Source organism: Undibacterium sp. GrIS 1.2, assembly GCF_040544435.1.
Classification (GTDB): Bacteria; Pseudomonadota; Gammaproteobacteria; order Burkholderiales; family Burkholderiaceae_D; genus Undibacterium.
Genome location: NZ_JBEONP010000015.1, coordinates 1 through 24,028, shown reverse-complemented (window position 1 = coordinate 24,028; position 24,028 = coordinate 1). Strand labels below are relative to the sequence as shown.

Annotated in this window: 24 protein-coding genes; 16 read left to right on the top strand and 8 right to left on the bottom strand. The window is 46.7% G+C overall.

The annotated features are described in order from the left end of the window. Positions 1-210: 210 nt before the first annotated feature. Together rpmF and AAKU61_RS08540 are read right to left on the bottom strand one after the other, a co-directional pair. Entirely contained in the window at positions 211-393 is a 183-nt protein-coding gene (rpmF, locus tag AAKU61_RS08545; protein WP_008449924.1) for a 50S ribosomal protein L32, read from the bottom strand. A 120-nt stretch (positions 394-513) separates the two neighbouring features. Then, positions 514-1,044, bottom strand: coding sequence for a YceD family protein (locus tag AAKU61_RS08540; RefSeq protein WP_322119314.1), 531 nt, complete (start codon positions 1,042-1,044; stop codon positions 514-516). A gap of 156 nt (positions 1,045-1,200) precedes the next feature. On the opposite strand from AAKU61_RS08540, the gene AAKU61_RS08535 reads away from it, so the two are divergent. From AAKU61_RS08535 to AAKU61_RS08525, 3 genes are all read left to right on the top strand, one after another. Further along, positions 1,201-1,863 (top strand): Maf-like protein, encoded by a 663-nt coding sequence (locus AAKU61_RS08535; RefSeq protein ID WP_354331340.1) that lies wholly within the window; start codon positions 1,201-1,203, stop codon positions 1,861-1,863. Positions 1,864-2,065: 202 nt separating this feature from the next. Beyond that, positions 2,066-2,818: an SAM-dependent methyltransferase gene (locus tag AAKU61_RS08530; protein WP_354331338.1), complete on the top strand. Its 753-nt coding sequence runs from the start codon at positions 2,066-2,068 to the stop codon at positions 2,816-2,818. Positions 2,819-2,935: 117 nt separating this feature from the next. Continuing rightward, positions 2,936-4,096 (top strand): iron-containing alcohol dehydrogenase, encoded by a 1,161-nt coding sequence (locus AAKU61_RS08525; RefSeq protein WP_354331336.1) that lies wholly within the window; start codon positions 2,936-2,938, stop codon positions 4,094-4,096. A 100-nt stretch (positions 4,097-4,196) separates the two neighbouring features. Here the strand turns inward: AAKU61_RS08525 and AAKU61_RS08520 are convergent, their stop codons facing one another. After that, on the bottom strand, positions 4,197-5,360 hold the full coding sequence (locus AAKU61_RS08520) for an NAD(P)H-dependent flavin oxidoreductase (protein WP_354331334.1): 1,164 nt from the start codon (positions 5,358-5,360) through the stop codon (positions 4,197-4,199). A 244-nt stretch (positions 5,361-5,604) separates the two neighbouring features. Between AAKU61_RS08520 and AAKU61_RS08515 the strand changes: the two genes are divergently transcribed. Then, positions 5,605-6,444, top strand: a complete 840-nt coding sequence (locus AAKU61_RS08515) for a universal stress protein (RefSeq protein ID WP_354331332.1) — start codon at positions 5,605-5,607, stop codon at positions 6,442-6,444. Positions 6,445-6,512: 68 nt separating this feature from the next. On the opposite strand, the gene AAKU61_RS08510 is transcribed toward AAKU61_RS08515, so the two are convergent. Further along, positions 6,513-7,097, bottom strand: coding sequence for a hypothetical protein (locus tag AAKU61_RS08510; protein WP_354331330.1), 585 nt, complete (start codon positions 7,095-7,097; stop codon positions 6,513-6,515). A gap of 274 nt (positions 7,098-7,371) precedes the next feature. Continuing rightward, positions 7,372-8,343, bottom strand: coding sequence for a tetratricopeptide repeat protein (locus AAKU61_RS08505; RefSeq protein ID WP_354331328.1), 972 nt, complete (start codon positions 8,341-8,343; stop codon positions 7,372-7,374). Between the two features lie 86 nt (positions 8,344-8,429). Between AAKU61_RS08505 and AAKU61_RS08500 the strand changes: the two genes are divergently transcribed. After that, positions 8,430-9,050, top strand: a complete 621-nt coding sequence (locus AAKU61_RS08500) for a TetR/AcrR family transcriptional regulator (protein WP_354331326.1) — start codon at positions 8,430-8,432, stop codon at positions 9,048-9,050. 203 nt (positions 9,051-9,253) lie between these two features. On the opposite strand, the gene AAKU61_RS08495 is transcribed toward AAKU61_RS08500, so the two are convergent. After that, on the bottom strand, positions 9,254-9,772 hold the full coding sequence (locus tag AAKU61_RS08495; RefSeq protein ID WP_354331324.1) for a hypothetical protein: 519 nt from the start codon (positions 9,770-9,772) through the stop codon (positions 9,254-9,256). 468 nt (positions 9,773-10,240) lie between these two features. Between AAKU61_RS08495 and hemN the strand changes: the two genes are divergently transcribed. The 11 genes from hemN to AAKU61_RS08440 all read left to right on the top strand — a co-directional run bounded on the left by hemN (position 10,241) and on the right by AAKU61_RS08440 (position 22,069). Next, on the top strand, positions 10,241-11,671 hold the full coding sequence (gene hemN, locus AAKU61_RS08490; RefSeq protein WP_354331322.1) for an oxygen-independent coproporphyrinogen III oxidase: 1,431 nt from the start codon (positions 10,241-10,243) through the stop codon (positions 11,669-11,671). 82 nt (positions 11,672-11,753) lie between these two features. Next, on the top strand, positions 11,754-12,683 hold the full coding sequence (locus tag AAKU61_RS08485) for a sulfite exporter TauE/SafE family protein (protein WP_354331320.1): 930 nt from the start codon (positions 11,754-11,756) through the stop codon (positions 12,681-12,683). Continuing rightward, complete coding sequence (locus AAKU61_RS08480) at positions 12,683-15,313, top strand: heavy metal translocating P-type ATPase (RefSeq protein ID WP_354331318.1); 2,631 nt, start codon at positions 12,683-12,685, stop codon at positions 15,311-15,313. Before AAKU61_RS08485 ends, AAKU61_RS08480 begins: the two co-directional genes overlap by 1 nt. Before the next feature lie 8 nt (positions 15,314-15,321). Further along, positions 15,322-15,537, top strand: coding sequence for a cbb3-type cytochrome oxidase assembly protein CcoS (ccoS, locus tag AAKU61_RS08475; RefSeq protein WP_354331316.1), 216 nt, complete (start codon positions 15,322-15,324; stop codon positions 15,535-15,537). Between the two features lie 899 nt (positions 15,538-16,436). Beyond that, the gene (gene ccoN / locus AAKU61_RS08470; protein ID WP_322119326.1) at positions 16,437-17,864 is read left to right on the top strand and encodes a cytochrome-c oxidase, cbb3-type subunit I; all 1,428 of its coding nucleotides are present in this window, start codon (positions 16,437-16,439) and stop codon (positions 17,862-17,864) included. Positions 17,865-17,927: 63 nt separating this feature from the next. Next, entirely contained in the window at positions 17,928-18,578 is a 651-nt protein-coding gene (gene ccoO / locus AAKU61_RS08465) for a cytochrome-c oxidase, cbb3-type subunit II (protein ID WP_322119327.1), read from the top strand. 2 nt (positions 18,579-18,580) lie between these two features. After that, positions 18,581-18,814 (top strand): cbb3-type cytochrome oxidase subunit 3, encoded by a 234-nt coding sequence (locus AAKU61_RS08460; protein ID WP_354331313.1) that lies wholly within the window; start codon positions 18,581-18,583, stop codon positions 18,812-18,814. Continuing rightward, a complete protein-coding gene (gene ccoP / locus AAKU61_RS08455) occupies positions 18,807-19,754 on the top strand; it encodes a cytochrome-c oxidase, cbb3-type subunit III (RefSeq protein ID WP_354331311.1) in 948 nt (315 codons plus the stop codon). Before AAKU61_RS08460 ends, ccoP begins: the two co-directional genes overlap by 8 nt. 36 nt (positions 19,755-19,790) lie before the next feature. Further along, positions 19,791-21,218 (top strand): cytochrome c oxidase accessory protein CcoG, encoded by a 1,428-nt coding sequence (gene ccoG, locus AAKU61_RS08450; RefSeq protein ID WP_354331309.1) that lies wholly within the window; start codon positions 19,791-19,793, stop codon positions 21,216-21,218. A 9-nt stretch (positions 21,219-21,227) separates the two neighbouring features. Further along, positions 21,228-21,758, top strand: a complete 531-nt coding sequence (locus AAKU61_RS08445; RefSeq protein WP_354331308.1) for a FixH family protein — start codon at positions 21,228-21,230, stop codon at positions 21,756-21,758. Positions 21,759-21,820: 62 nt separating this feature from the next. Next, a complete protein-coding gene (locus tag AAKU61_RS08440) occupies positions 21,821-22,069 on the top strand; it encodes a hypothetical protein (RefSeq protein WP_354331306.1) in 249 nt (82 codons plus the stop codon). A gap of 125 nt (positions 22,070-22,194) precedes the next feature. On the opposite strand, the gene fnr is transcribed toward AAKU61_RS08440, so the two are convergent. Together fnr and AAKU61_RS08430 are read right to left on the bottom strand one after the other, a co-directional pair. Further along, positions 22,195-22,974, bottom strand: coding sequence for a fumarate/nitrate reduction transcriptional regulator Fnr (fnr, locus tag AAKU61_RS08435; RefSeq protein WP_354331304.1), 780 nt, complete (start codon positions 22,972-22,974; stop codon positions 22,195-22,197). Between the two features lie 260 nt (positions 22,975-23,234). Beyond that, the gene (locus tag AAKU61_RS08430) at positions 23,235-23,852 is read right to left on the bottom strand and encodes an OmpW/AlkL family protein (protein WP_354331302.1); all 618 of its coding nucleotides are present in this window, start codon (positions 23,850-23,852) and stop codon (positions 23,235-23,237) included. Between the last annotated feature and the right edge of the window lie 176 nt (positions 23,853-24,028).

Genomic DNA, 24,028 nt, shown 5'->3' with positions numbered 1-24,028 from the left:
ATTCTCACATGGCGAATCGGACATGCTTTTAAAAACAGGACTTACGCAAAAACCGCCCTGAGCGCATTGCAATTCCCAGCCATCATAAAAGCACTGCCCTCGTCACCACGTCTTGCCGAGACAATTTTGCGTAAGTCCTGAATAAGAATGTAAAAAAAGCGGCGCCAAGTGCAGGACTTGTAACGCCGCTTTTTTTACCCAAGAAAACGATTACTCGTCGTTCTTAGTTTTCAATACTTTACGACCACGGTAAAAGCCATTTGGGCTGATGTGGTGACGCAGATGCGTTTCGCCAGTTGTTGGCTCGATACCCAATTGCGGAGCAACCAGGAAATCGTGTGAACGGTGCATACCGCGCTTGGATGGTGATTTTTTGTTTTGCTGAACGGCCATGATAACTCCTAATACTTCAAAAAATGTTTCTAAAATTTAACACACTTGCTTGTACGATTTAATAACAAACAAGAATCCCTAACAATACTTCGACCTGAGTGTTTTTTCAGAATAATGCCACTAGGTACGCCCATTTATCTTCTTCAGCACAGCGAATGGCGATGCTTTTTTACTCGCGTCTGCCGCAACTTCTGCAACACTCGCTGCCACTGGAGAATCCAAGGATACATCCGGGCATACTGCATGTTTGGGCGATTGGGGTATTTCTAACAGCGCCTCATCTTCAATCAAATCCATGACATCTAATGTTTTGCTGCCTACTACTACATCAACCTCGTCATTGTTTAATAAAGCTTCTATTTCATCGGCTTTATCTTCATCTTTGGCGAGAATTAATACTGATTCTGAATCTAGCTTAAACGCAAATGGTGTCAAACAACGCTGACACATGACTTGCATTTCTCCACGAACTGACAGAGTCAGCTGCGGGTGGCCGATTTTATCCTTGCCGCCATCCAAAGACCATTGCAACGAACCTTGGTTGTTGGCGATTTCCTCGGAAAGCCGAGGTAAATCTGCAATTAATACACTGCCTTCACGGTGCTCGTTAAGCTGGCAAAACGAGAAAGCGTCAATCACAAATGCTTGCATAGGATTATTTGAACCCAGAAAACCTGCGATAATAACAGGATTCCCTCTACCAAGTCAAAGCTTAGGCGCAATTATTGTGCTTTAGGTACGGATTAAGTTCCAATTGAAGTGCCAATCTTTGACTGAGTTCTGATTTTCTTGTCAATTTCATCAAACATGTCCGCCAGCAAACCGACTTTTTATCCCTCCCCTCGCTTGATTCTTGCATCCAGTTCCGCTTATCGGCGTGAGTTATTAAGTCGATTGCAATTACCTTTTGAAGCCGTCGCACCAGAGATTAACGAGCAAGCGGTTGCAGGAGAATCACCAGAACAAACGGCAATGCGCCTAGCGCAACAAAAAGCAGAGTCAATTAGCAGGTTGTTTGTTGGCGATGCCAATAATACTGGGAATGCTGGAGCAACAGGGGCGCTGATTATAGGCTCAGATCAGGTCGCGACGCTAGATGGCGAGCAAATTGGCAAACCCGGCATTCATGAAAACGCGTTAAAACAATTACAAAAAATGCGCGGACGTAATGTGATATTCCATACAGCCTTGTGCTTGCTGGATAATCGTAAAATGACTGGCGAGAAATTCGCGCTGCAAATTGAGAATGTGCAAACCAAAGTGCAGTTCCGCCAGTTGGATGACGCCGAACTAGACGCTTATCTGCGCATAGAGCAACCCTATGATTGCGCAGGCAGCGCCAAAAATGAAGGGCTAGGGATTGCGATTATTGAACGCATTGACAATAGCGACCCGACGGCGTTAACCGGATTACCACTCATTGCACTCACCAGTATGCTACGTAACGCAGGCGTGAGATTTTTCAACTAAGTTAGCTAACAAGTTAGCAGAGAAGTTAGCAGAGAAGTTAGCAGAGAAGTTAGCAGACACGAGCAAACGCAAGATTAACGTACGCAAGAAAAATCAAAAAAAGGGGAGTATCCCCATCAATATGCCTAATGTCCAGACTTTCCCTGGACAACCAACCATAAAACACTCATACCCAACCCAGTATCATCATTAAAATTACAATATGACCGGCACACTTTACTTGATTCCCAATACGTTAGGCTGTGCAGAAGATCAGCAAGCAAGCCTGCTGCAAAGCATCATCCCCGACACCGTTCAGCAAATGACCGCTGGCTTATCGCATTTTGTGGTGGAGAACGCCAAAACTACGCGCGCCTATCTCAAATTACTCAGCCAGCATCATGCGCTGAGCAAACCAGTGCAAGAAATCCAGATGAGCGAACTCAACGTCAATACGCCAGCGCAAGCATTAGAAGGCTTATTAACGCCGCTATTGCAAGGCCACGACGTCGGCTTAATTTCAGAAGCAGGCGTCCCGGCGGTGGCTGATCCCGGTGCTAATCTGGTACGACTGGCGCACCAGCGCGGCATCACTGTGCGTCCACTCGTTGGTCCATCGTCTTTGCTGATGGCTTTGATGGCTAGCGGCTTAAATGGACAAAGCTTTGCTTTCCACGGTTATTTACCGACCGACGCGGCGCAACGTGCCAAGCGGATTAAAGAGCTGGAAGATCGCTCACGCAAAGAAAAACAAACACAATTACTGATTGAAACGCCTTATCGCAACGCCGCGATGCTAGAAGCGCTGGCGACGACCTGCAACCCAAACAGCTTAATTTGCGTCGCAACCGATCTCAGCCTGACTAGCGAAAGCATCATCACCACCAGCGCAGCAGAATGGAAAGCAAAAATACAAGCAAACAAAGCGCCCGACTTCCATAAAAAGCCCAGCGTATTCCTGTTCCTCGGGCAATAAAAAAGTACGGTCGATCACAAAATCAGAATATGCGCTAGGATAGTGCCCACTCGCTTTTCAAACCGCGCTCGCCAGATCGGGATCGAGCGTTTGAGCAACCCTCACCAGGAGCAGCACATGTTAAATTTTGATTTTTATAACCCTACTCAAATTCTGTTCGGCAAAGGCCGTATTGCCGACTTAGATAAAGTCATTCCCTCCAATGCCAAAGTCTTAGTCTTATACGGTGGTGGCAGCATCAAACAAAATGGCGTTTTTGACGAAGTCATGACAGCGCTAGGCAACCGCAGCGTGACAGAATTCAGCGGCATCGAGCCAAATCCTAGCTATGAAACCTTGATGCAAGCAGTCGAGTCGGTCAAGAAAAACGGTATTGATTTTCTACTCGCTGTTGGCGGTGGCTCTGTGATTGACGGCACTAAATTTGTCGCAGCGGCCGCTTTATTTGAAGGCGATGATCCTTGGGCAATTTTAGAAAAGCGCGGCAGCAATATAACGCAAGCCCTGCCTTTCGGTAGTGTACTGACATTACCCGCTACCGGGTCAGAAATGAACAGCGGCTCAGTCGTCACCCGCAAATCAATCAAAGCCAAAATGGCCTTCTCCAGCCGTCATTGCTTCCCAAAATTTTCTGTCCTCGATCCGACTAAAACCTTTACCTTGCCGATCCGCCAGGTTGGTAATGGCGCAGTCGATGCCTATGTGCATGTGATGGAACAGTACATGACTTACCCAGTCAATTCACCAGTCCAGGATCGCTTCGCCGAAGGGATTTTAAAAACGCTGATCGAAGAAGGACCAAAAGCACTGGTCAACCCAGAAGACTACGATGTCCGCGCCAATCTGATGTGGTGTGCCACTATGGCCTTGAATGGCGTAATCGCTACCGGTGTGCCGCAAGACTGGGCAACGCACATGATCGGCCACGAACTCACAGCGCTGCACGGCCTCGACCATGCACAGACATTAGCAATCGTATTGCCTAGCATGCTGCGTATTCGTAAAGAAGCCAAACGGGCAAAACTGCTGCAATACGCTGAGCGCGTCTGGGATCTGCGTGAAGGCAGCGAAGACAGCCGTATCGATGCTGCCATCAGCCGCACGCAAGACTTCTTTGAGCAAATGGGTGTCAAGACACGTCTTGGCGATTACGCACTGAAAGATGAGAACATTGCACCGATTCTGGCTGCGTTAGAAACACATAAGATGGTAGCGCTAGGTGAAAAACGGGATGTGACTTTGGATATTAGCCGCAAGGTGCTGGAACTAAGTCTGTAATCTTTCATCGGCAAGAATCCAGGTGCGTTGATTGATTTATGAACGCCTCTGGATTCCCGCTAAAGACTCGCAGAAATGACCTGCATAGTTTTAGAATTTCTTAAACCATTAATTCCGCCGACGGATTACCGTTCAAAATCAGATTCATCAAGTCTTTAACAGAGCGAATCGCACTACCAAACGGTAATGCCTCGGATCCCCTGAAAAATAATCCCCGCCCGACATCACCCTGTAATGCAAACGCTAGTTGCGTATCGATGCAAAACTGACCTGACTTCGCAATTCCATCGCGCAATCCACATTGTTGCAAACAATCGAAACCGACCGTGCATTCCTTCTGCCCCGCCTTGTCTTGCAACTTGCTTTCTTTTTCCAGATAATTTGCCAGCCAAGGTGTACGGACTGCTCTCGCTGGCAAGCCCGCTACGCTCATAAACGTCACGATATCTTCTGGCCTTGCGTCCGCTAATACTTTTTTAAAAAACGGATGCGCATCGCCCTCCTTCGTCACCGCAAATGGCGTGCCGAGCTGTACCGCATTGGCTCCCAAGCCCATCATGCTCACCATTTTTTGGTGACTATTAATCCCGCCAGCAACGATTAATGGAATATGTTCACTTTCCAATTGCAAGTCTTTGAATAAGGCCAAAGTCTGCTCCAATACGACCGCATAGCCATAATGGGAATTGTTCACATCTTGTAATTGCGCTGCGCCTAAATGACCGGCTGCAAATTGGGGGCTTTCTATAATGATGGCATCGGGCAGACGATTTTTGCGCATCCATCTTTTAAGCACGACAGCAATGCCACGCGCATCGGACAAAATCGGTATCAGCGCAAGCTTACTAAAGTCGCTAGTCAGGTCAGGCAAGTCGAGCGGTAAGCCAGCACCAACGACGATCGCGTCAGCACCACTGATGCATGCCTGCCTGACATAAGCGGCGTATTGCGACACTGCGCGCATAATATTCACGGCCACCATGCCATTGCTATTGGAGAGTTGTTTTGCCAGTGTAATTTCCCGGTCCAGCGCAATCAGATTCACAGCATCAATCGCTGCTTTATCACGACATTTACCAGTGTGCTGCATCAGATCAGGATGATGCCTGCGCAAGTCCACACTAGAGATCGTACCAACGCCACCGAGGCTGGCAACAGTCCCTGCCAGCCGGTGCGCCGAGACGCCAATCCCCATGCCACCCTGCACGATTGGCAGCAAGCTTTTCGCTTTAATCTGCAAGCGAGGAAATGCGCTTTGCAACATGAGAATACCCACCAATCTAAAATCAAGATTCCCGCACTGTAGCAAAAGCGATTGCGATCAGATTTGATCTGTATCAAGAATATCGCATCAAAATTTCAGCATTTGATCTGCATCAATATTTCTGTATTTATGACGCCTATCGACCGAGTATTACTGGACTATGCAGTGATTCACTTCTACGCTGAATAGAAGCTAGCAATCATGCTGGCATTGATGTAAATGATCGTCATTACGCGAGGAAAATATGAGCTATAAAACTATTCTGGTCCATGTAGATCAATCCAGAAACGCAGCAGAGCGTATTCGCATCGCCACCAACATTGCCATACAAGAGAATGCTCACTTGGTCGGTGTCGCGATGACAGGTATCTCACGCTGGATCTACGCCAACAGCTCGCCACTATTCATCGATCCGGGTATGGTGATTAATCTGGATTTATTACGCGATAACGCCCGCGTAGCGCTGCATGAATTTGAAAGTATCGTAAAGAGTTTAGGATATACATCTTACGAAACACTGGTCATAGACGACGAAGCCGCGACTGGCATCAATATGCAAGCCCGCTACTGCGACCTGGTAATTATCGGACAAACCGATTTATCCGCGCCCTCACCCACCGTGATGCCAGACTTCCCTGAATCGGTCTTATTAAATTGCGGCCGCCCCGTGTTAATCGTGCCCTATACCGGTCACTTTAAAACAGTCGGCCAGCGGGCAATCATCGCCTGGGATGCAAGCACACAAGCAGCACGCGCAGTCACCGCCGCAATACCATTATTAAGCCGGGCAAAGATCGCAGAAATCGTCGTCTTTAATCCTGAGCGCGACGGCGCCAGACACGGTGAACAACCAGGTGCCGACATTGCACTCTATGTCGCCAGACACGGCGTTAAGGTCAACGTATCCAAGTACGAGGTCCCGACTGACATAGGCAATGCACTGCTGTCACAAGCCGCAGATACAGGATCAGATTTACTAGTAATGGGAGGCTACGGACATTCACGCTTCCGCGAAATTTTACTGGGTGGAGCGACTAAGACAGTTTTGGCAACGATGACTTTGCCTGTGTTGATGTCGCATTGAGTGGGGTGCGAGCGACGGAGTTGGATGGGTAATTTATGTTAACGAAACAAAGTTCATTTTTTCACAGATCAACTTAATAAAATGGCATTGTAACTACTTAAACTACAAATGATCCCGATAAGAGCAAAGAAGGTGTTCCATCTCGGCGGGTGCGGGAGGCAATGAAATACTCGTGGAAAAAGAAGAAGGTCAACGGAACGTGCACGAATTGATGGGAGCAGTTTCTTCGCGCCCTCAAGAGTACCAGCTTGTAAAAATACTTGTTCAGGAGGTAGCTTCATGAATGTACCAAGACGCAAGGCTGTGTCATATGCATAGAGTGATCCTGCGCCAGAAATATTCTCCATTGAAGAATTGATAACCTCGTACAGCTCGGCGAACGAAGTAACTTTTTTCAATTGGGCTTGTTTTGAAATAAGACTTGATCGTGTATCAGGAATAACATTTTTTCCAAGCCGACATTGATGCGAAAAACGCGTACCTTCATGTTCAGCATTTATAGCTCTCAGCAAAGCTTCCGAAAATTTTATCGGTTCCGCGAAATACCGTAGCTCACATGCAAAATCAGGCCGACGATGCTTAATGTAATGCGAAACAATCTCCGCATGTGTCGCAGGCATTTTAAGAGGCGGGTATTTATTACGATTAAACATATTAAATATCTAAAAAATTAATATAAAACCAAGTATCTCACATCAGGGAATCAAGCGGACGGGATTCAAACCAACTTGAATGTTCCGCTATATTTCTGTTTATTTAGTATAGGTGATGACAGTGTGTCTTTTAAAAAATTGCCTTACAAAAATACTTGCACTATCCTAAGAAAATGGGCGTTATAAACAAACTAATCTTCCGTTGTTATTCGTTTTGTTTGGTCAATTTTTCTAAGCTTTAGCAAACCCAGTAAGTCTATGCTTACGACATCCACTAATTCTTATGGCAAGCCATACAAGCATGGCTGCTACTAATCATCATTTTTTGACCGCTTTGAACCACCGTATCAAGGCGTCTAAATTTCTCGCCATTTTCTTCTGCGTTCTTAATCCGGCTTTCTAATTCATCTTTATATGTCCAGCTTGAATAGGTCGTTGATAAGCGGGCGTTGGCATAGACTTGCTTCGCGGTTTGCCAGTTTCCTGCTTTGACTAGCATGTCCCCCATATTCATAAAAAATCCCTCAAAGTTATGGGGCGCAATCCATGAGTTCCAGCAGACGCGTTTATTGCCGGTCGTAGTTTCCAGCGCCATATATTTTTTGAATAAAGGATTATTTCTGTCCACTGTTTCACCGGCACAGAGGTCGGCATTTTTCCATTGCCAATCTAATCCCTCTTTAAATTGAGGCGAGTCAGCAGGCGTCCGGCTGAGGACATAACCGGCTGTAAATAAATTGAATTCAGGCCAGGCGTCAATGCTGTGACGTAAGGTGTAATAACCCTCGCGTATCTCTTTTTCATTTTTATGGATAGATCCTTCTGCCAGCGTCGCGCTACCTAAAAATCCGAGGAAGCGTGCGTCTTCTGGTTTGAGTGCTACCGCTTCCTGGAAAAATCGGCGGGCAAGCGTGGCGTCGTTGATAATGGTTGGGGGAACCTTGTCTAAACGTGAGCGTTCCGATAGCCGCCAGATGTGGAGCCAGCCAATATGGGCGGCCGTGGTTGCATCGGAGGGGTTATCGAGGTAAGCGGCGGTCAGCGTGTTTAAGGCGCCTTCAATTTCTGCGTAATCTCCGTTATGCAGAATTTTCCAAAATAGCGCGTCGGCGTTCTCAGCAGATGGCAGGCGCTTTGTAGAGGCCTGTTTATCCGCAGCGGCACGAATGGCAAGATATTCGCAGCTACACAAGGTCATTGTGCTCACTGCCAATAAACACAGGCTAATCCAAATTTTATTTTTCATCACAACCCCCTCAATGTAGGCAACGACAACATTATTGACATGAAATGTAGGTGGTGTCAACATGCAGCCTTAAAATTAAAAATCCTATGCCTACCGAAAACGCTAAAAGCTATCACCACAAAGATCTGCGCCGCTCCTTAATTGATCAGGCGCTTACTACACTGACAGCAGGAGGATCCCAGGCAATAAGCCTGCGGAATCTGGCGCGAGAAATTGGCGTGTCTCATTCAGCACCATTGCGCCATTTTCCGACTAGAGAAGCACTGCTTGCCGAGCTTGCGGTATTTGGATTTGAGCAGCTGACTGAGGCGATGGAAGTGGCTAAAAAAAAGCCCGATAGTAAAAACATGGGCGACGCGTTAAAAAACGTGGGGATTGCCTACGTCCGGTTTGCGATACATCAGCCGCATCTTTTCCGGCTGATGTTTACCGCAGACCGAGTCGATTCAACACGCTATGAACAGCTTCGGCAAGCTGGGGATCAATGCAAAGCCGTCATGGTGGATTTGGTTGTGCTAGCGGTTGGCAACGGCGATCTGGTCGCCTCGTCCACAGAGATGTTAGCGTTATCGTGCTGGGCAATGGTCCATGGCTTAGCGTCGCTGGCGATTGACCAGCAAGTCGATATCAGCAATGAGCAAGCGATTGTGATGGTCACTAGTCAGTTATTAAACCATCTGGAAAATGGCATAGCAGCGAAGCTTTAGACTTGCCTTCAAAACATTGACCTATCACTCAATCTACTGAACACAATCAGGCATCAGGTGTAAGTTCTTGGAACGTTGGAGTTTTATAGGATAGATTTACAATCTTGATGCATCAGGTAGGCTTAATTCAAGCTTAACGTCTGACTTAACCGTTGCTGCGCGGCGTAGTAGCGCAGTGACCGTCTGGTGGATGGCTTAAAAATTCAGCAACCGGGCTCAATACAAGGCAGGATTTGATCAAAGTTGATCTTTTCAATTTCTCCACTATCAAGTACGCGAAATATAGTAAGGGCGTTCTTCTGGGTTACCTCATTAGCACCGTTACGTATAAAAGCTCCAACGATCGCGGTTCCATTTTGCTTGTCCTCACATTTCATCAGCGTATAACCGTCCTTTTTTGTCTTTCTCCATGGAAGGACTATTTCTCCAACGATGATGTTAGCCGGACGGTCTTCCTCCTTTCCTTGCCACTCCTCCGTAATAGGTTTGGTGTGCCAGATTCTTAATGTTCGATTTTTTATATTAGATGGGTCGTGGCACTCCACAATGTAGTAGGGAGGCGCTTGTGAAATCAGGAGTTTGTAGTCAATTATCTTGCATTCTGCGATTGCTTCATTTCCTCCTTTGAGAAGAATTCTTCCTAAATACGATATCCGATCTATACCTTGTGCGAACAGGTTTGTCGCAAAACAAAAACTCAACATTAAAATGCCATGTTTCATTGGATACCCCTAAGGCAAAAGTGAGATGAGCCGCGAAATGTAATCAACTTAGTTAGCCAAACAATATCACGGCTTTATTATGCCGACCAATCGACAGTTAACCGATTAATATTGAACACGTTTTATGTGTCTGTGCCACCTCCAAAAATAATATACTCCCCATCAATTTCAATAAATATCACTTAGTGTCCAATGATTATATGGACAATAAAATATACTCACTACCAGTATTAAAATTATACGCCTGTTAATTACGGGTAGAACTAAGTATCTCCGCGCCAGCAAAATGCCGGCCTGATTTTATCTAACCACACGTCCAAGCATTCCCTGCCAGTCAGATTAACTTACTCCGTTTTGATTTACATCAAAGTGATTCGTAAGCAAGCTGACTAAACTCCATCCATCTTATGCATGCTCGCACGCGTGCACCTACGTACTCACCCGTTTGGAACATGGCAGGAAATCACTATGGCAGCCGCCAACTTAACCACCAGCACAGCAAATGGCATCGACTTTGATGCTGACCTTATCCGTAAGATGAAGCAATCCGGACCGCGTTATACGTCCTACCCAACTGCGGATCAGTTATCAACCCAGTTCACATCTTGGGACTACCTGCATGCGGTTGCCAGTGTGCGGGTTCAGGGTGCGCGTCCTTTGTCGTTGTATATCCATATTCCTTTCTGTGACACGATTTGCTACTACTGTGCCTGCAATAAAATTGTGACGAAGGACAGAAGCAAGGCCGCCAAATATCTGGGTTACTTAAAACAAGAAATTGAAATGCAAGGCAAGCTGTTTAGCGGCATCAATCAGGTGGAACAATTACATTTCGGTGGAGGTACTCCCACCTACCTCAACGATGAGCAGATGGATGATTTGCTGGCGCACATCCGCCGCTGGTTTAAGCTGGCATCAGATGAAGTGGGTGAATACTCGATCGAAGTTGATCCCCGTACGGTGACGCCGCAACGTGTCAGAACTTTACGTAATCAAGGGTTTAATCGCATCAGTCTTGGGGTACAAGATTTTGAGCCTGAGGTGCAAGAAGCCGTCAACCGTATTCAGCCAGAGGAAGAGACAGTCGCCATCATTGATGCGGCGCGGGGTGCGGGTTTCCGCTCGGTCAGCATCGATCTGATTTACGGCTTGCCTAAACAAAATGTAGCCAGCATGGAGCGCACTTTGATAAAAGTGATTGCTGCCTCACCAGACCGGATTGCGATTTATAACTACGCTCATTTGCCGCACCTGTTTAAACCGCAACGACGGATCAACGAATCGGATTTACCTAGCGCGGACAGCAAGCTGGACATGCTGCATTTGTGCATTACTCGTCTGACTGCGGCGGGCTATGTATATATCGGAATGGATCATTTTGCCAAGCCGACTGACGATCTGGCCATCGCGCAGCAACAGGGACGCTTGCATAGAAATTTTCAGGGTTACTCAACCCATGCAGATGCAGATATGATCGCTTGCGGCGTGTCGGCCATCAGTACCATCGGCACGACTTACAGCCAAAATGAAAAGACCTTGGATGCGTATTACGCCAGATTAGATCAGGGTGAATTGCCAATGGCAAAAGGCTTGCGTCTGAATATGGATGACTTAATACGACGGGCTGTGATTCAAAGTCTGATGTGTCATTTTGAAGTCTCATTTAGCTTGATTGAACTGTCTTACCCTATCGTCTTTAGCGACTATTTTGCGGACGAGTTGACGGAGCTACACCAATTTCAGCTAGATGGCCTGATTCAATTTGAGGATGATTGTTTGTGTGTCACCGACAAAGGGCGACTGTTGATCAGAAATATTTGTATGGTCTTTGATCATTATCTACGCGATAAAAAAAATCATCCTCCGGCAGAAACGATACGTTTTTCTACGACGATATAAGTAAGGCAGGAGCAAGACAAAAGCAAGATAACAGCAAGACATAAGTAAGACAAAAGCGTGAAATTAAAGGCAGAGCACCACTATGACAAGCATCAACCTGCTCCCTGTTTTCCTGACCGGACTGATTGGTAGTGTCCACTGTGTTGGCATGTGCGGCGGGATTGTAGGTGCTTTTTCTATGGCATCGAGCAAGTTATCCAAGACGGGCATAAAAAAGCAACGGGTCTTCCCTCTCCAGCTTGTTTCTGCCAACCAATCTGGCGATCTGAATCGTATGAGCTTAGAGACTAGCGAAGCTGCCACGGCAACAGCGGCACACGCCTCGGCATTTGACTACGCCACCCGTGCAATCAGCTACAACAGTGGCAGAATTTCTAGCTATACGCTGGCTGGTGTGATTGCGGGTAGCGTTGGCAGCGGACTGCTGAGTCTGTTTGCATTATCCACCCTGACATCGCTGCAAAATGGTTTTTACTGGATGGCTAACTTCGTCCTGCTGGCAATCGGTTTATACATGATGGATATCTGGCGCGGGATTAGCAAACTGGAGTTACTAGGCCAGTCGGTATGGCGGCGCATCAGCCCTTTGACACGACGCTTATTACCTTTGGATAGCAACCCTAAAGCTTTTGTAATGGGTGCGTTGTGGGGCTGGCTGCCGTGTGGCATGGTGTATTCCATCCTATTCACTGCTATGTTGTCCGGGTCGGCGTACTCCGGTGCAATGGTGATGCTGGCTTTTGGTCTGGGTACCTTACCGACGCTGCTATTGATGGCAGCAGTTGGATCAAACTTGGGGGCAAAACTCAAATCACATTTACAAAATAAAAAATGGCGCTTGTTTGCCGGATCGCTGCTCTGTGTATTTGGACTACTAGGATTGTTCCGCGCATTTTATGGTCACTCTGGTCAGCAGGCCTTGTGGCTTGATGCCTTCTGTATTAATCCTCCTGCCGCCGTCATCCCCGCCACCTCCGTCATCCCAATAGCTCCACGCAAAGTAGGTCTGTGATGAACACTAACCATGTCAGTCACGATTGTTTTCATTGTGGTGAACCAGTACCCGCGGCAACCTATTGGACCGCCACAATTAACGGTCTTACCCAAGCAATGTGCTGTCCGGGTTGCCAGGCGGTGGCAGAAGCAATCGTTGCCAGCGGTTGCGAGGATTATTATCTGACGCGGAGTGCGTATTCGCTGACGGCTGACAAGATAGATACTATCGTTCCGGCACAACTACGGGCTTACGATGTTGGTCAAACTCAGTCTGCTCAAATCGCCAGTGATAATTCCCTAACTAATAGAAAAAACACGGCAGAATATACCAGTATCACGAGCGCTATTTTTTCGATTGAAGGCATACGTTGCGCCGCTTGCGTGTGGCTAGTTGAACGGCGCTTGAGTAAGCTGCCGGGTATCCTGAGCGCCGACCTAAATGTCTCCAGCGAAAAATTATCTCTGCGCTGGGATACGTTACTCTGCCAACCGAGCCAGATCATTTCGACCTTACGCGAAATTGGCTATACCGCGCATCCGTTTGAGGCACTCAAACATGGAGAGTTGATTCGTCGCCACAGCAAGCAATTATTCCGTCAATTGTTTATCGCTGGCTTGTCAATGATGCAGGTGATGATGTACACCTTCCCTTTATATTTTTCTCATCCAGGTGAGATGGAGGCAGATCACATCGCTCTGCTACGTTGGGCAAGCCTGCTATTGACCTTGCCTGCTATCGGCTATTCGGCACAGCCTTTTTTTAAGGGTGCCTGGTTCAATATTAAAACCCGTCAAATGGGTATGGATGTGCCGGTCAGTATAGGATTACTGGCAGCGTTCTTTGCCAGCGCCGTGGCGACTTATCGTCAGCAGGGAGATGTATATTTTGATTCGGTCACTATGTTCATCTTTCTGCTGTTGTGCAGTCGCTATCTGGAGTTGCGTGCCAGACGTAAAGCCTTTGACGGATTAGAAAAACTACAGCATGCATTACCTGTGACAGCGACGCGGCTGCAAGATTATCCGCATCATCACAGTAGCGAACTGGTAGCGGCAAGCGAGCTACATGCAGGCGATATTGTTCTGATACGGCAAGGCGATGTGATCGCGACCGATAGCATGATTATTGAAGGCAGCACGACAATAGACGCCTCGCTATTAAGTGGAGAAAGTAAGCCGCTCAGCAAAAATACCAATGATGAACTGCCCGGCGGCGCCATCAATATTGAGCAAACCATCATCGCTAAAGTCAGCCGCTGTGCTGCCGACAGCCATCTTGCCGTCATCATCCGGCTGACGGAAAATGCTAGCGCAACTAAGCCGCACATGCTGCTGTGGGCAGATCAAGTCGCCTCCAGGTTTGTGACCTGTCTGCTGGTTTTCGCCCTGCTCGTTTTTTGCATCTGGTACCTGGTTGATCCGGCGCAAGCCTGGCCGGTTACGATTGCAGTATTAATTGCCTCCTGCCCTTGCGCCCTGTCGCTGGCGACGCCCACCGCCCTGGCGTCGGCTACTGATCGCCTGTTAAAACAAGGCGTCCTGATTATGCGATCAGCTACATTAGAAACCATGACCCATGTCAGCCATGTTGTATTTGATAAAACAGGTACGCTGACTCAGGGCAAGCCTACAGTGCAATCCTTATGCACATTTGGCGCAATGACCGGAGATCAATGCCTGCAACTGGCTGCCAGCTTAGAGCAAGCCAGCTCGCACGCGATCGCCCATGCAATCACCCGCGCGCTGAAGGCCGCTACAATAAAAAATCTGATCAAGCCTGATACTACTGCGGCGCTGGACTACGCAATCCATGTCGCCGATATCGACTCCAAGCCAGGTCAAGGCTTGCAGGCAAGCAAAGATGGTATTACCTACAGAATTGGGAATCAAGATTTTATTGAAGACCTGCTCGGCAAAAAAATGATGCATCCCGCGCTACCGGAGGTGACGTCAGTTTATCTGGCAAATCAGTTTGAATTACTAGCTCGCTTTGATTTGCAAGACAGCTTGCGTGATGGTGCTTTGGAGACGGTCACACAATTGCAAACAATGGGGAAAAAAATCATCTTGCTGAGCGGCGATGATCAAAACATAGTGGAGTCGATCGCCCGCCAGTCGGGGATTACTGAGGCGTATGGCAATCGCCTGCCAGAACAAAAATTGCAATTTATCCAGACGCTACAACACGCAGGTGCGGTGGTGGCGATGGTGGGTGATGGCATCAACGATGCTGCCGTGCTGAGTGCGGCAGATATCTCGTTTGCGATGGGGGGCGGAAGCTCGTTGGCGCAAGTCAGCGCAGATGCTGTATTACTATCGGATAAGCTGAGTGCCTTAATTGATACCATCAATCACGCAAAAAAAACTACGGCGATTATCCGGCAAAATTTGGTCTGGGCGAGTATCTATAATTTGATCGTCATACCTGCGGCTGCGTTCGGTTATTTGCCTCCGCTGATCTCTGGCGTGGGCATGACGATTAGTTCAATGGTGGTTGTACTCAATGCACTACGTTTGCATCGCTTACCCAAATCGCATAAGGCAACGCCAGCATCGAACTCAGAAAAGCTTAACTTAGAAAAAATGAGTGTAGAAAAAAATCGTCTGATTACGCTGACGACATCAACACCATCGCCTGAAATCTGAAAACCAAAATGGAATCACTTTATTTGCTCATTCCCGTCAGCGTACTCATCGTATTTTTTTCAATTTGGGTATTTCTTAAGATGTCGGATAGTGGTCAGTTTGACGACATGGTTGGTCCAGCTTTGAGAATTTTGCAAGATGATGATAATCCAGAAGTACCAGCAGAGACATTGACAGAAGTACCGACAGACACAGTAATCAAGCCAATAGAAAATCCACCTTAAAAAGTTGTCAGGTCACCTTCAAAGCCTTTTTCAAAGCCATCTTCGGGGCCAAATTCAAAGGCCTCTTCAAACTATTTTTTTAACAGATACGCTCACAAAACTATTCGTCACATTGACTTTGCTGATGTGGGTTAAGATTCAAAACATCCATCACATAAATTTATACTACTACCATGTATATTATAGGTGTCCATATCTTTAATGGACTATTGAGCTATTTTTATATTTTTTAATGGGAGTATATGGATTTACAGGCTACTTTCAGATTAAATGTTGGTGCCAATCACATTGAGATTAAAAAGAAGTAGCGCGTCATTCCGGCAATGTTTAGCCGGAATCCAGCGACGTTTGTTGCGCGACCTATATGGATAGAAAAACATGGCTAGAAATTAGCGACCCCATTCTGAAAATAACGACACGGGATTCCAGCTAAACCCATGCTGGAATGACATGCAAAAGAATTGAGCTTCTAACAAAAATACCCATCACATCAATTCAGACAAATTGCTTTTAACCCAGATTTTCCATTGGAACAGCGACAAGTGTGCCTTTGGCGAACTGGCTGGCTAGACGCGACGACGACGCAAGCTGCATCTTGCTAGGAGGAGCAACAACGCCAGGCAGTTCGCCAAAAGTGCAATTGTCGCTGTAGCGTTCCCACTCAAATCGCGGTCGTGCTATCCCTCTGAAGACCGCACGCCGTCTGCGTTTTTGCGAAGTGGTAGCGGTCTAATGGAAAATCTGGGTTTAATGCGATCTTGTTTGCGCCATCAGACTAAATACGCATTAATCTCTACATCAATAGCGACAAGTTGAGCCTCACTTGATACACATCAAGGAATCTTTATCAACCGCCACTTATGCTACCTCCATGATCGAAATATCCTGGGAGAATCTGAGTGGACAAAGCACTAAACTATAACTACAAAGTCGTGCAGCAGTTTTCTGTCGCGACTATTGTTTGGGGTGTGGTCGGTATGCTGGTTGGTGCGCTGATTGCCGCTCAGTTGGCATGGCCGGAACTGAATTTTGATATCCCCTGGCTTACCTACGGCCGCTTGCGGCCACTACATACTAATGCGGTGATTTTTGCCTTTGGCGGCAGCGCATTAATGGCGACCTCGTTTTATGTCGTGCAGCGCACTTGTCAGGTCAGATTATTCTCCGATGGCTTAGCCGCTTTTACTTTCTGGGGCTGGCAGCTGGTGATTGTGCTGGCAGCGATTACGTTACCTTTGGGGATGACTCAAGGTAAAGAATACGCCGAGCTGGAGTGGCCTATCGATCTGTTGCTGGCGGTGGTCTGGGTGTCGTATGCAGTGGTATTTTTTGGCACCCTGCTTAAACGTAAAGTGCCGCATATCTACGTTGCCAACTGGTTCTTCGGTGCGTTTATTCTGACAGTCGCGTTATTACATATTGTGAATAGCGCTGCGATGCCTGTCTCGCTGACCAAATCCTATTCTGCTTATTCCGGCGTACAGGATGCGATGATTGAATGGTGGTACGGCCACAATGCGGTCGGCTTCTTTTTAACGGCGGGCTTCCTGGGAATGATGTATTACTTCATTCCTAAACAGGCGGAGCGTCCTGTGTATTCATATCGTCTGTCGATCGTCCATTTCTGGGCGCTGATCTTCACGTATATGTGGGCGGGCCCGCATCATTTGCATTACACCGCTTTGCCTGATTGGACACAATCGATAGGCATGGTGTTCTCTCTGATACTGCTGGCGCCTTCGTGGGGCGGCATGATCAACGGCATCATGACCCTCTCTGGCGCATGGCACAAATTGCGCACGGATCCTATTCTTAAATTTCTGGTGGTATCGCTGTCCTTCTACGGTATGTCTACCTTTGAAGGTCCGATGATGTCGATCAAAACGGTCAATGCTTTATCGCATTACACCGACTGGACGATAGGGCATGTGCATTCAGGTGCTTTGGGTTGGGTTGGCTTTATCACGATGGGTTCGATGTATTACATGATCCCTCGCCTGTCTGGAAAAGTAGAAATGTGGAGTAAGTCCTTGATAGAACTCCACTTCTGGGTCGCCACCGTCGGTATCGTTTTATATATCGCTGCTATGTGGATTGCCGGTGTGATGCAGGGCTTGATGTGGCGTGCAGTCAATCCTGACGGCACCTTGACCTACACCTTTGTAGAGAGCGTGAAAGCGACTTATCCATATTACGTAGTGAGATTTAGTGGCGGTTTGTTGTACCTGAGCGGCATGTTGATGATGGCATTTAACGTGTTTATGACGATGCGCGATAGTCAGCCGGTAAATACCCGCATCCCTGTCTTTGCTGGTGCGCATGCATAGCTTGACTCACTTTGCAGAATTAGCTCAGTCGCAACAGAAAATAACACTATTGAGGAGTAATCAATGAAGTCCCCTTCTAAGTTGTCATCGAAGTTTTCACCGAAGTTCTCACACGAGTGGATAGAAAAAAATCCATGGTTATTAATCGTACTGATTGTGTTGGTTGTCAGCTTTGGCGGACTGGTAGAAATCGTACCGCTATTTTTCCAAAAATCGACGACCGAACCAGTCACGGGGCTGAAACCTTATTCAGCACTGCGACTGACCGGCAGGGATATTTATATACGTGAAGGTTGCTACAACTGTCACTCACAAATGATCCGCCCTTTCCGTGCCGAGACCGAGCGTTACGGACATTATTCGGTCGCTGGCGAGTCTGTCTATGATAGGCCTTTTCAATGGGGATCAAAACGTACCGGTCCTGATCTGGCGCGGGTCGGTGGAAGATATAGCGATGAATGGCATCAAACGCATTTAAACAACCCGCGTGACCTGGTACCAGAATCGAATATGCCTGGCTATCCATGGCTTGCTAAGACCAAACTCGACCCAGCTGATATTGCCCCCAAAATGCGTGCTTTAAAACGCTTGGGCGATCCCTACACCGACGATGAGATTCTGCACGCACCGGAGGCCTTAGAAGGAAAAACAGAGCAAGACGCACTGATTGCCTATCTTCAAGAATTGGGCATCTTAATTAAGAGCAGGAGATAAAAATGGAATTCGTCACTTTCTTAACTGACATGCGCAGCATTACGACGGTTGCTTGTTTGCTTGTATTTCTCGGCATTGTGTACTGGTCATATAACGGCAAACAACAAACTGCATTTGATGAGGCAGCAAATCTGCCCTTTGCAGATGAGTTTGTAGATGGGCTTCCAGACACACCTCAAGCACAGTCCGCTAATAGCAACAATAGTACTCACACAGCGGAGTCTCATCATGGCTGATTTTACAAGTGATTTTTGGGGTGCTTATATTGCTCTGTTGACGGTGCTAAGTATTATTGGTTGCGGAGTATTGCTGTGGACGCAGGCAACAGCAAAAGTCAAAATATCGACCGATGCAAATGGGGAACCAGGCCCTGTTGAAACGACAGGTCATCTGTGGGATGAGGATTTGGGCGAGTTAAATAATCCTCTTCCCCGCTGGTGGATGTGGCTGTTTGTGTTGACGATTATCTTCGGCGGAATTTATCTCTATCTGTATCCCGGCTTAGGAACTTATGCCGGTAAATTGGGCTGGCAATCAAGCGGGCAATACCAAAAAGAATTGAAAATTGCCGATGCTGAATATGGCCCGCTGTTTGAAAAATATTTACATCAAGATCTGAAAGCAGTAGCAGCAGATCCACAAGCACATCTGATTGGTGAGCGGCTATTTCTGACCTATTGTGCGCAGTGCCATGGGTCGGACGCGCATGGCAATAAAGGCTTTCCAAATCTGACGGATAAAGACTGGCTGTATGGCGGCGCTCCAGATGTCATCAAAACGACCATCATGTATGGACGCAACGGCCAAATGCCGCCGATGGGCGCGGCTGTCGGTACGGATGATGAGGTTAGAAACGTGGCTCACTATGTCTTGAGTTTGTCTGGATCTACTCATGACCCGATTAAAGCCGCGTTTGGCAAATCTAAATTTACCGCCTGTATTGGCTGCCATAGCGCTGGCGGCATCGGTAATCAAGCCTTAGGTGCCCCGGCACTGAACGACAAAATCTGGTTATATGGCGGTAGCCTAGACACGATTATGGAGACGATTAATAAAGGTCGTAAAAATACGATGCCGCCATTTAAAGATTTTTTGGGTGAGGCAAAAGTACAAGTGCTTGCGGCATATGTCTGGAGTTTATCGAATGAAACAGAGACAAAAGCTGCACAAAAATGAACTTGCTAATCATCATTCAATGGGATCTTGTGCGCTATGTCTGATATACAGCCGCCCGAAATACGAGATCACGCAGATCCTGTAGAACCTCAATACGCGACCATTAAAATGTACGCGTCAAGAGAGGATATTTATCCGCGCGAAGTAACAGGTTTTTTTGCCAACTGGCGCTGGGCTTGCGTCTGGCTTACCCAACTAGTGTTTTATGGTTTGCCTTGGCTGGCATGGAATGATCGTCAGGCAGTGTTGTTTGATTTGACCGCAAGGAAGTTCTATTTGTTTGGCATCGTGTTGTGGCCACAGGATTTTATTTATCTGACCGCGCTGTTAATTATTTGCGCTTACTCATTATTTTTATTTACGACGGTTGCTGGCCGTCTTTGGTGTGGCTTCGCTTGCCCACAAACGGTTTATACCGAAATTTTTATGTGGGTAGAACGGAAGATTGAAGGTAGCCGCAGCGCCCGTATCAAATTAAGTAAGCAAAATTGGACGTTGGCAAAAGTCAGTAAAAAATGTGCCAAGCATGCGATCTGGCTAGGAATCGCTTTGTGGACAGGTATCAGCTTTGTAGGCTACTTCACGCCGATCAAAACATTAATGCAAGAAATATTATTGGTCACACTGGGACCATGGGAATTATTCTGGGTTTTATTTTATGCGCTGGCGACTTATGGCAATGCGGGCTGGATGCGTGAGCAAGTGTGTAAATACATGTGCCCCTATGCACGCTTCCAGAGTGTGATGTTTGACCAGGACACGTTGATCGTGACCTACGATCAACAGCGCGGGGAGCCTCGTAGCACAAAGACAGCTAAAAATCCTGTACTTGGGTCGTGTATCGATTGCTCAATTTGTGTTCAAGTTTGCCCGACCGGCATCGATATCCGGGACGGCCTGCAATACGAATGTATAGGCTGTGCCGCCTGCGTGGATGCCTGCGATACGGTGATGGATAAGATCGGAGCACCAAGGGGCTTGATTCGTTTTTCTACCGCAAATGCGATCAAAAATAATCTGTCAGAACAACAGGTTTTGAAGTCAATCTTCCGCTCAAGAGTCTTGATCTATAGCGCTATCTTGGTCGTCATCGTATCGGTATTAGCGATCAATTTGCTAACACGTGTCCCCTTAAAACTAGACGTTATCCGTGACCGTGGCTCTATGGGTAGAGAATTAAATGAAGGCGTGATTGAGAATGTTTATAAGCTACAAATTATGAACACGGCGGAAGCAAATCATATTTATCGCATCAAAGTATCGGGGCTGGACTCAATCCGTTTAGACAGCCCCGACCAAATCGAGCTGCCGGGAGCTACTACAAAAGCGATACCAGTACGGGTGCATGTAGACCACGATCACGGTAAGCAAGGTAGTAACAAAATTTGGTTTCAACTTGAAGCGATCGATAATCCGGCCTTGCAGGTCAAAGAAAAAGCTGTATTTATTATTCCCCACAATTAGGAGCGTGTGATGTCGACCTCACCTATTTCAGTACCCATCTCAATCAACACTAAGCAAGCACCTTGGTTTAAACAAATCTGGCTTTGGTTCTTGTTAGCCCCACCGATTGTTGCCGTGGTTGCCGGCTCGTATATGGTTTCGATCGCCTTCCGCGAACAAGATGCGATGGTGGTGGATGATTATTATAAAGAAGGCCAGGCAATCAATCAGGACCTGCGGCGTGACAAGGTCGCTGCGGCATTAAAGTTAAACGCATCCATACAATACGATGCTGCGAGCGGGATCATTAAAGGAAAACTCAGTAGCAATCAAAAAATATCAAACGGTATCTTAACGATGAAATTAGTTCACCCTACCCAACCATCTAAAGATCTGGCGATCAAAACGCAAGTAGATGATTCAGGTAATTTTTCTTTAGCACTACCGTTATTAGATAAAGCAGCCTGGCAAGTCACGCTAGAAGATCAGCCTAAGCAATGGCGCCTTAGTGGAGTCTGGAACTGGCCCTTACAGCAAGCAATCGTCCTAGATCCGCTTTGATTGAATACGCAAGTAAGCCAACAAACTGATCAGCAGTTTTTACAATAACAAAGGAGACAAACATGCGACGCGCTATAGCAATATTATGGTCATCTTTTTTGGTTGCAGTTGCTGCCGAAGGTTTGTTCTTTTCTATTTTTGATCCGCATAATCTGGTGTTTTCTGGCGTGCCGATTGAGTTGTCCAGACCCGCGATCTATACCTTGGGATTTTTTAGCTTCTGGATATGTTGTGCACTATCCAGCGCGCTTACCTGCTATTTGCTGTTGGCTAATTCCGATAGCAGCATTAAGAGCCAACCCTCTTTTTAGTACAAGCCTGCGGTGAGCTGAATAGGAAGACTGTTATTTTCTGAAGGAAAATAAAATGAAGCAGATAAAAAAATGCTGGCATCAAGCTCGACTCAAACAATACTTAAACAATACTTAGGTAAGGTCTAAGCACAATGATCAGTACCTGCCGCAATTGATTTTAAAGTGAGTAATTGCAGGAGTTCTATATCGCGCTGACCGACTGACAGTAACTCTAACTTTTTAAATTTGCTTAACAGGCGACTGACACTTTCTATCGTCAAGCCCAGATAACCACCGATTTCTTCGCGTGACATGCGAAGTTGAAAACGTGTTGCCGAATATCCTCGCGCAGCATAGCGCGAGGATAGATTCACCAAAAAAGCGGCAAATTTCTGGTCGGCACGCATGCTACCCAACAGCAGCATCACGTTTTGCTCTCGATTAATTTCACGACTCATAATGCGATGAAAATGACTCAGTAAGGTTGGTACTTCACCAAATAGATGCTCCAGGCTATTAAAAGGGATCTCACACACCTCGCTGTCTTCCAGTGCAATTGCCTCACAGTGATGGGCGTTACTACCAATCGCGTCCATCCCTAGCAACTCGCCAGCCATTTGAAAACCGGTTATATGTTGCTGACCGATAGAGTTTGTTTGAGAGGTTTTAAAATGCCCAACCCGGATCGCGTATAAATTGGTGAACGGTTCACCCATGCGATACAAGGCATCGTCCCGCTTAATCCGCCTTCTACGGCCAATGATGCTGTCCAACTTATCCATATCCGCTTCGGCTAATCCCATGGGAAGGCATAATTGATGCAGACTACAGGCGGCACAGTGAACCCGAATATCTTGTAATTTGATTGGTGGGATCGTTGAGGTGGTTGCTGGCGTAGCCAGATGAGGAAGATGTGCGTTCATAAGTTGCAACCCTGAGACTGTAATCAATGAATTGAGTTTAGCGCAAATGCATCGCTAAATTTTATTTAAATTATTGCAACATGAAAGCGGTCTCTGAACTCAAATCACCCTAAGAAGGTGGATATATATCCCTATTTTTCCAACAGCATGGTATTAATCGATTGTACTTAATCGGAAACAGGCAATCGAGACTATGCCTCGATTGCCTGTTAACCCAGAATTTCTTTTAGAACAGCGCTCTATGTGCCTTTGGCGATTATTTAGAAGCGATAACCTACACCAGCAGCTATCATCAAAGGGTCGACTTTTACTGCACTGATTTTGGTACCAGAAATAAATACATCGCTACGTATCTGCACCTTTTTGATATCAGCATTAATTGACCATCGTTTGTCTATCTTGTAATCCACACCTGCTTGTAACGCTAGACCGACGCTGCTGTTTTCCAAAGAACCTGCGCCGTTAAGTAGATTCACGTCAGAAATACGGGTGTAATTTATACCAGCACCAAGATAAGGACTGAACTGCGCATCGGGTAAAAAATGATATTGAATCAGCAAAGTCGGAGGTAAATGTTTAAAGCTACCGATATTTGTGCCATCGAGATAAACATCATGTTTTTGCGGATAAGTCAGTACCAATTCTGCCGCAATATTTGGACTAAAAAAGTAAGAAATATCCAACTCAGGAATCGTTTTGTCGGAGACCTGTAAACGGTCTGCTGCACCGACTCCACCAATAGGATCTGACTTATTTGCGGTTGACAAATGCTCTGCCCTTACTCGTACCAACCAAGGACTTTCTTGTGCACACGTAGTTGCAGAAAACATGCTTAACAGCGCGGCTGTTACTACCGATAACGCTATAGTGTTTTTCATTCTTACTTCTCCATCAATCATCGTTTGTATGGCAAGAAGTTTAATACTGCGACGAGTTATCAGCTTTGATGTAGATCAACCGTAAGCGTCCGACGCAACCATCTAGCAATGATGAAATGAACGCGCCACACTCCTTCGTTTCAAAGTTAAGGAGAAGGCATGAGCCACGACCCAAT

Excerpts from the sequence above, each read along its gene's own strand:
- rpmF (WP_008449924.1), bottom strand. The coding sequence starts at position 393 with ATGGCCGTTCAGCAAAACAAAAAATCACCATCCAAGCGCGGTATGCAC.
- AAKU61_RS08540 (WP_322119314.1), bottom strand. The coding sequence starts at position 1,044 with ATGCAAGCATTTGTGATTGACGCTTTCTCGTTTTGCCAGCTTAACGAG.
- AAKU61_RS08535 (WP_354331340.1), top strand. The coding sequence starts at position 1,201 with ATGTCCGCCAGCAAACCGACTTTTTATCCCTCCCCTCGCTTGATTCTT.
- AAKU61_RS08530 (WP_354331338.1), top strand. The coding sequence starts at position 2,066 with ATGACCGGCACACTTTACTTGATTCCCAATACGTTAGGCTGTGCAGAA.
- AAKU61_RS08525 (WP_354331336.1), top strand. The coding sequence starts at position 2,936 with ATGTTAAATTTTGATTTTTATAACCCTACTCAAATTCTGTTCGGCAAA.
- AAKU61_RS08520 (WP_354331334.1), bottom strand. The coding sequence starts at position 5,360 with ATGTTGCAAAGCGCATTTCCTCGCTTGCAGATTAAAGCGAAAAGCTTG.
- AAKU61_RS08515 (WP_354331332.1), top strand. The coding sequence starts at position 5,605 with ATGAGCTATAAAACTATTCTGGTCCATGTAGATCAATCCAGAAACGCA.
- AAKU61_RS08510 (WP_354331330.1), bottom strand. The coding sequence starts at position 7,097 with ATGTTTAATCGTAATAAATACCCGCCTCTTAAAATGCCTGCGACACAT.
- AAKU61_RS08505 (WP_354331328.1), bottom strand. The coding sequence starts at position 8,343 with ATGAAAAATAAAATTTGGATTAGCCTGTGTTTATTGGCAGTGAGCACA.
- AAKU61_RS08500 (WP_354331326.1), top strand. The coding sequence starts at position 8,430 with ATGCCTACCGAAAACGCTAAAAGCTATCACCACAAAGATCTGCGCCGC.
- AAKU61_RS08495 (WP_354331324.1), bottom strand. The coding sequence starts at position 9,772 with ATGAAACATGGCATTTTAATGTTGAGTTTTTGTTTTGCGACAAACCTG.
- hemN (WP_354331322.1), top strand. The coding sequence starts at position 10,241 with ATGGCAGCCGCCAACTTAACCACCAGCACAGCAAATGGCATCGACTTT.
- AAKU61_RS08485 (WP_354331320.1), top strand. The coding sequence starts at position 11,754 with ATGACAAGCATCAACCTGCTCCCTGTTTTCCTGACCGGACTGATTGGT.
- AAKU61_RS08480 (WP_354331318.1), top strand. The coding sequence starts at position 12,683 with ATGAACACTAACCATGTCAGTCACGATTGTTTTCATTGTGGTGAACCA.
- ccoS (WP_354331316.1), top strand. The coding sequence starts at position 15,322 with ATGGAATCACTTTATTTGCTCATTCCCGTCAGCGTACTCATCGTATTT.
- ccoO (WP_322119327.1), top strand. The coding sequence starts at position 17,928 with ATGAAGTCCCCTTCTAAGTTGTCATCGAAGTTTTCACCGAAGTTCTCA.
- AAKU61_RS08460 (WP_354331313.1), top strand. The coding sequence starts at position 18,581 with ATGGAATTCGTCACTTTCTTAACTGACATGCGCAGCATTACGACGGTT.
- ccoP (WP_354331311.1), top strand. The coding sequence starts at position 18,807 with ATGGCTGATTTTACAAGTGATTTTTGGGGTGCTTATATTGCTCTGTTG.
- ccoG (WP_354331309.1), top strand. The coding sequence starts at position 19,791 with ATGTCTGATATACAGCCGCCCGAAATACGAGATCACGCAGATCCTGTA.
- AAKU61_RS08445 (WP_354331308.1), top strand. The coding sequence starts at position 21,228 with ATGTCGACCTCACCTATTTCAGTACCCATCTCAATCAACACTAAGCAA.
- AAKU61_RS08440 (WP_354331306.1), top strand. The coding sequence starts at position 21,821 with ATGCGACGCGCTATAGCAATATTATGGTCATCTTTTTTGGTTGCAGTT.
- fnr (WP_354331304.1), bottom strand. The coding sequence starts at position 22,974 with ATGAACGCACATCTTCCTCATCTGGCTACGCCAGCAACCACCTCAACG.
- AAKU61_RS08430 (WP_354331302.1), bottom strand. The coding sequence starts at position 23,852 with ATGAAAAACACTATAGCGTTATCGGTAGTAACAGCCGCGCTGTTAAGC.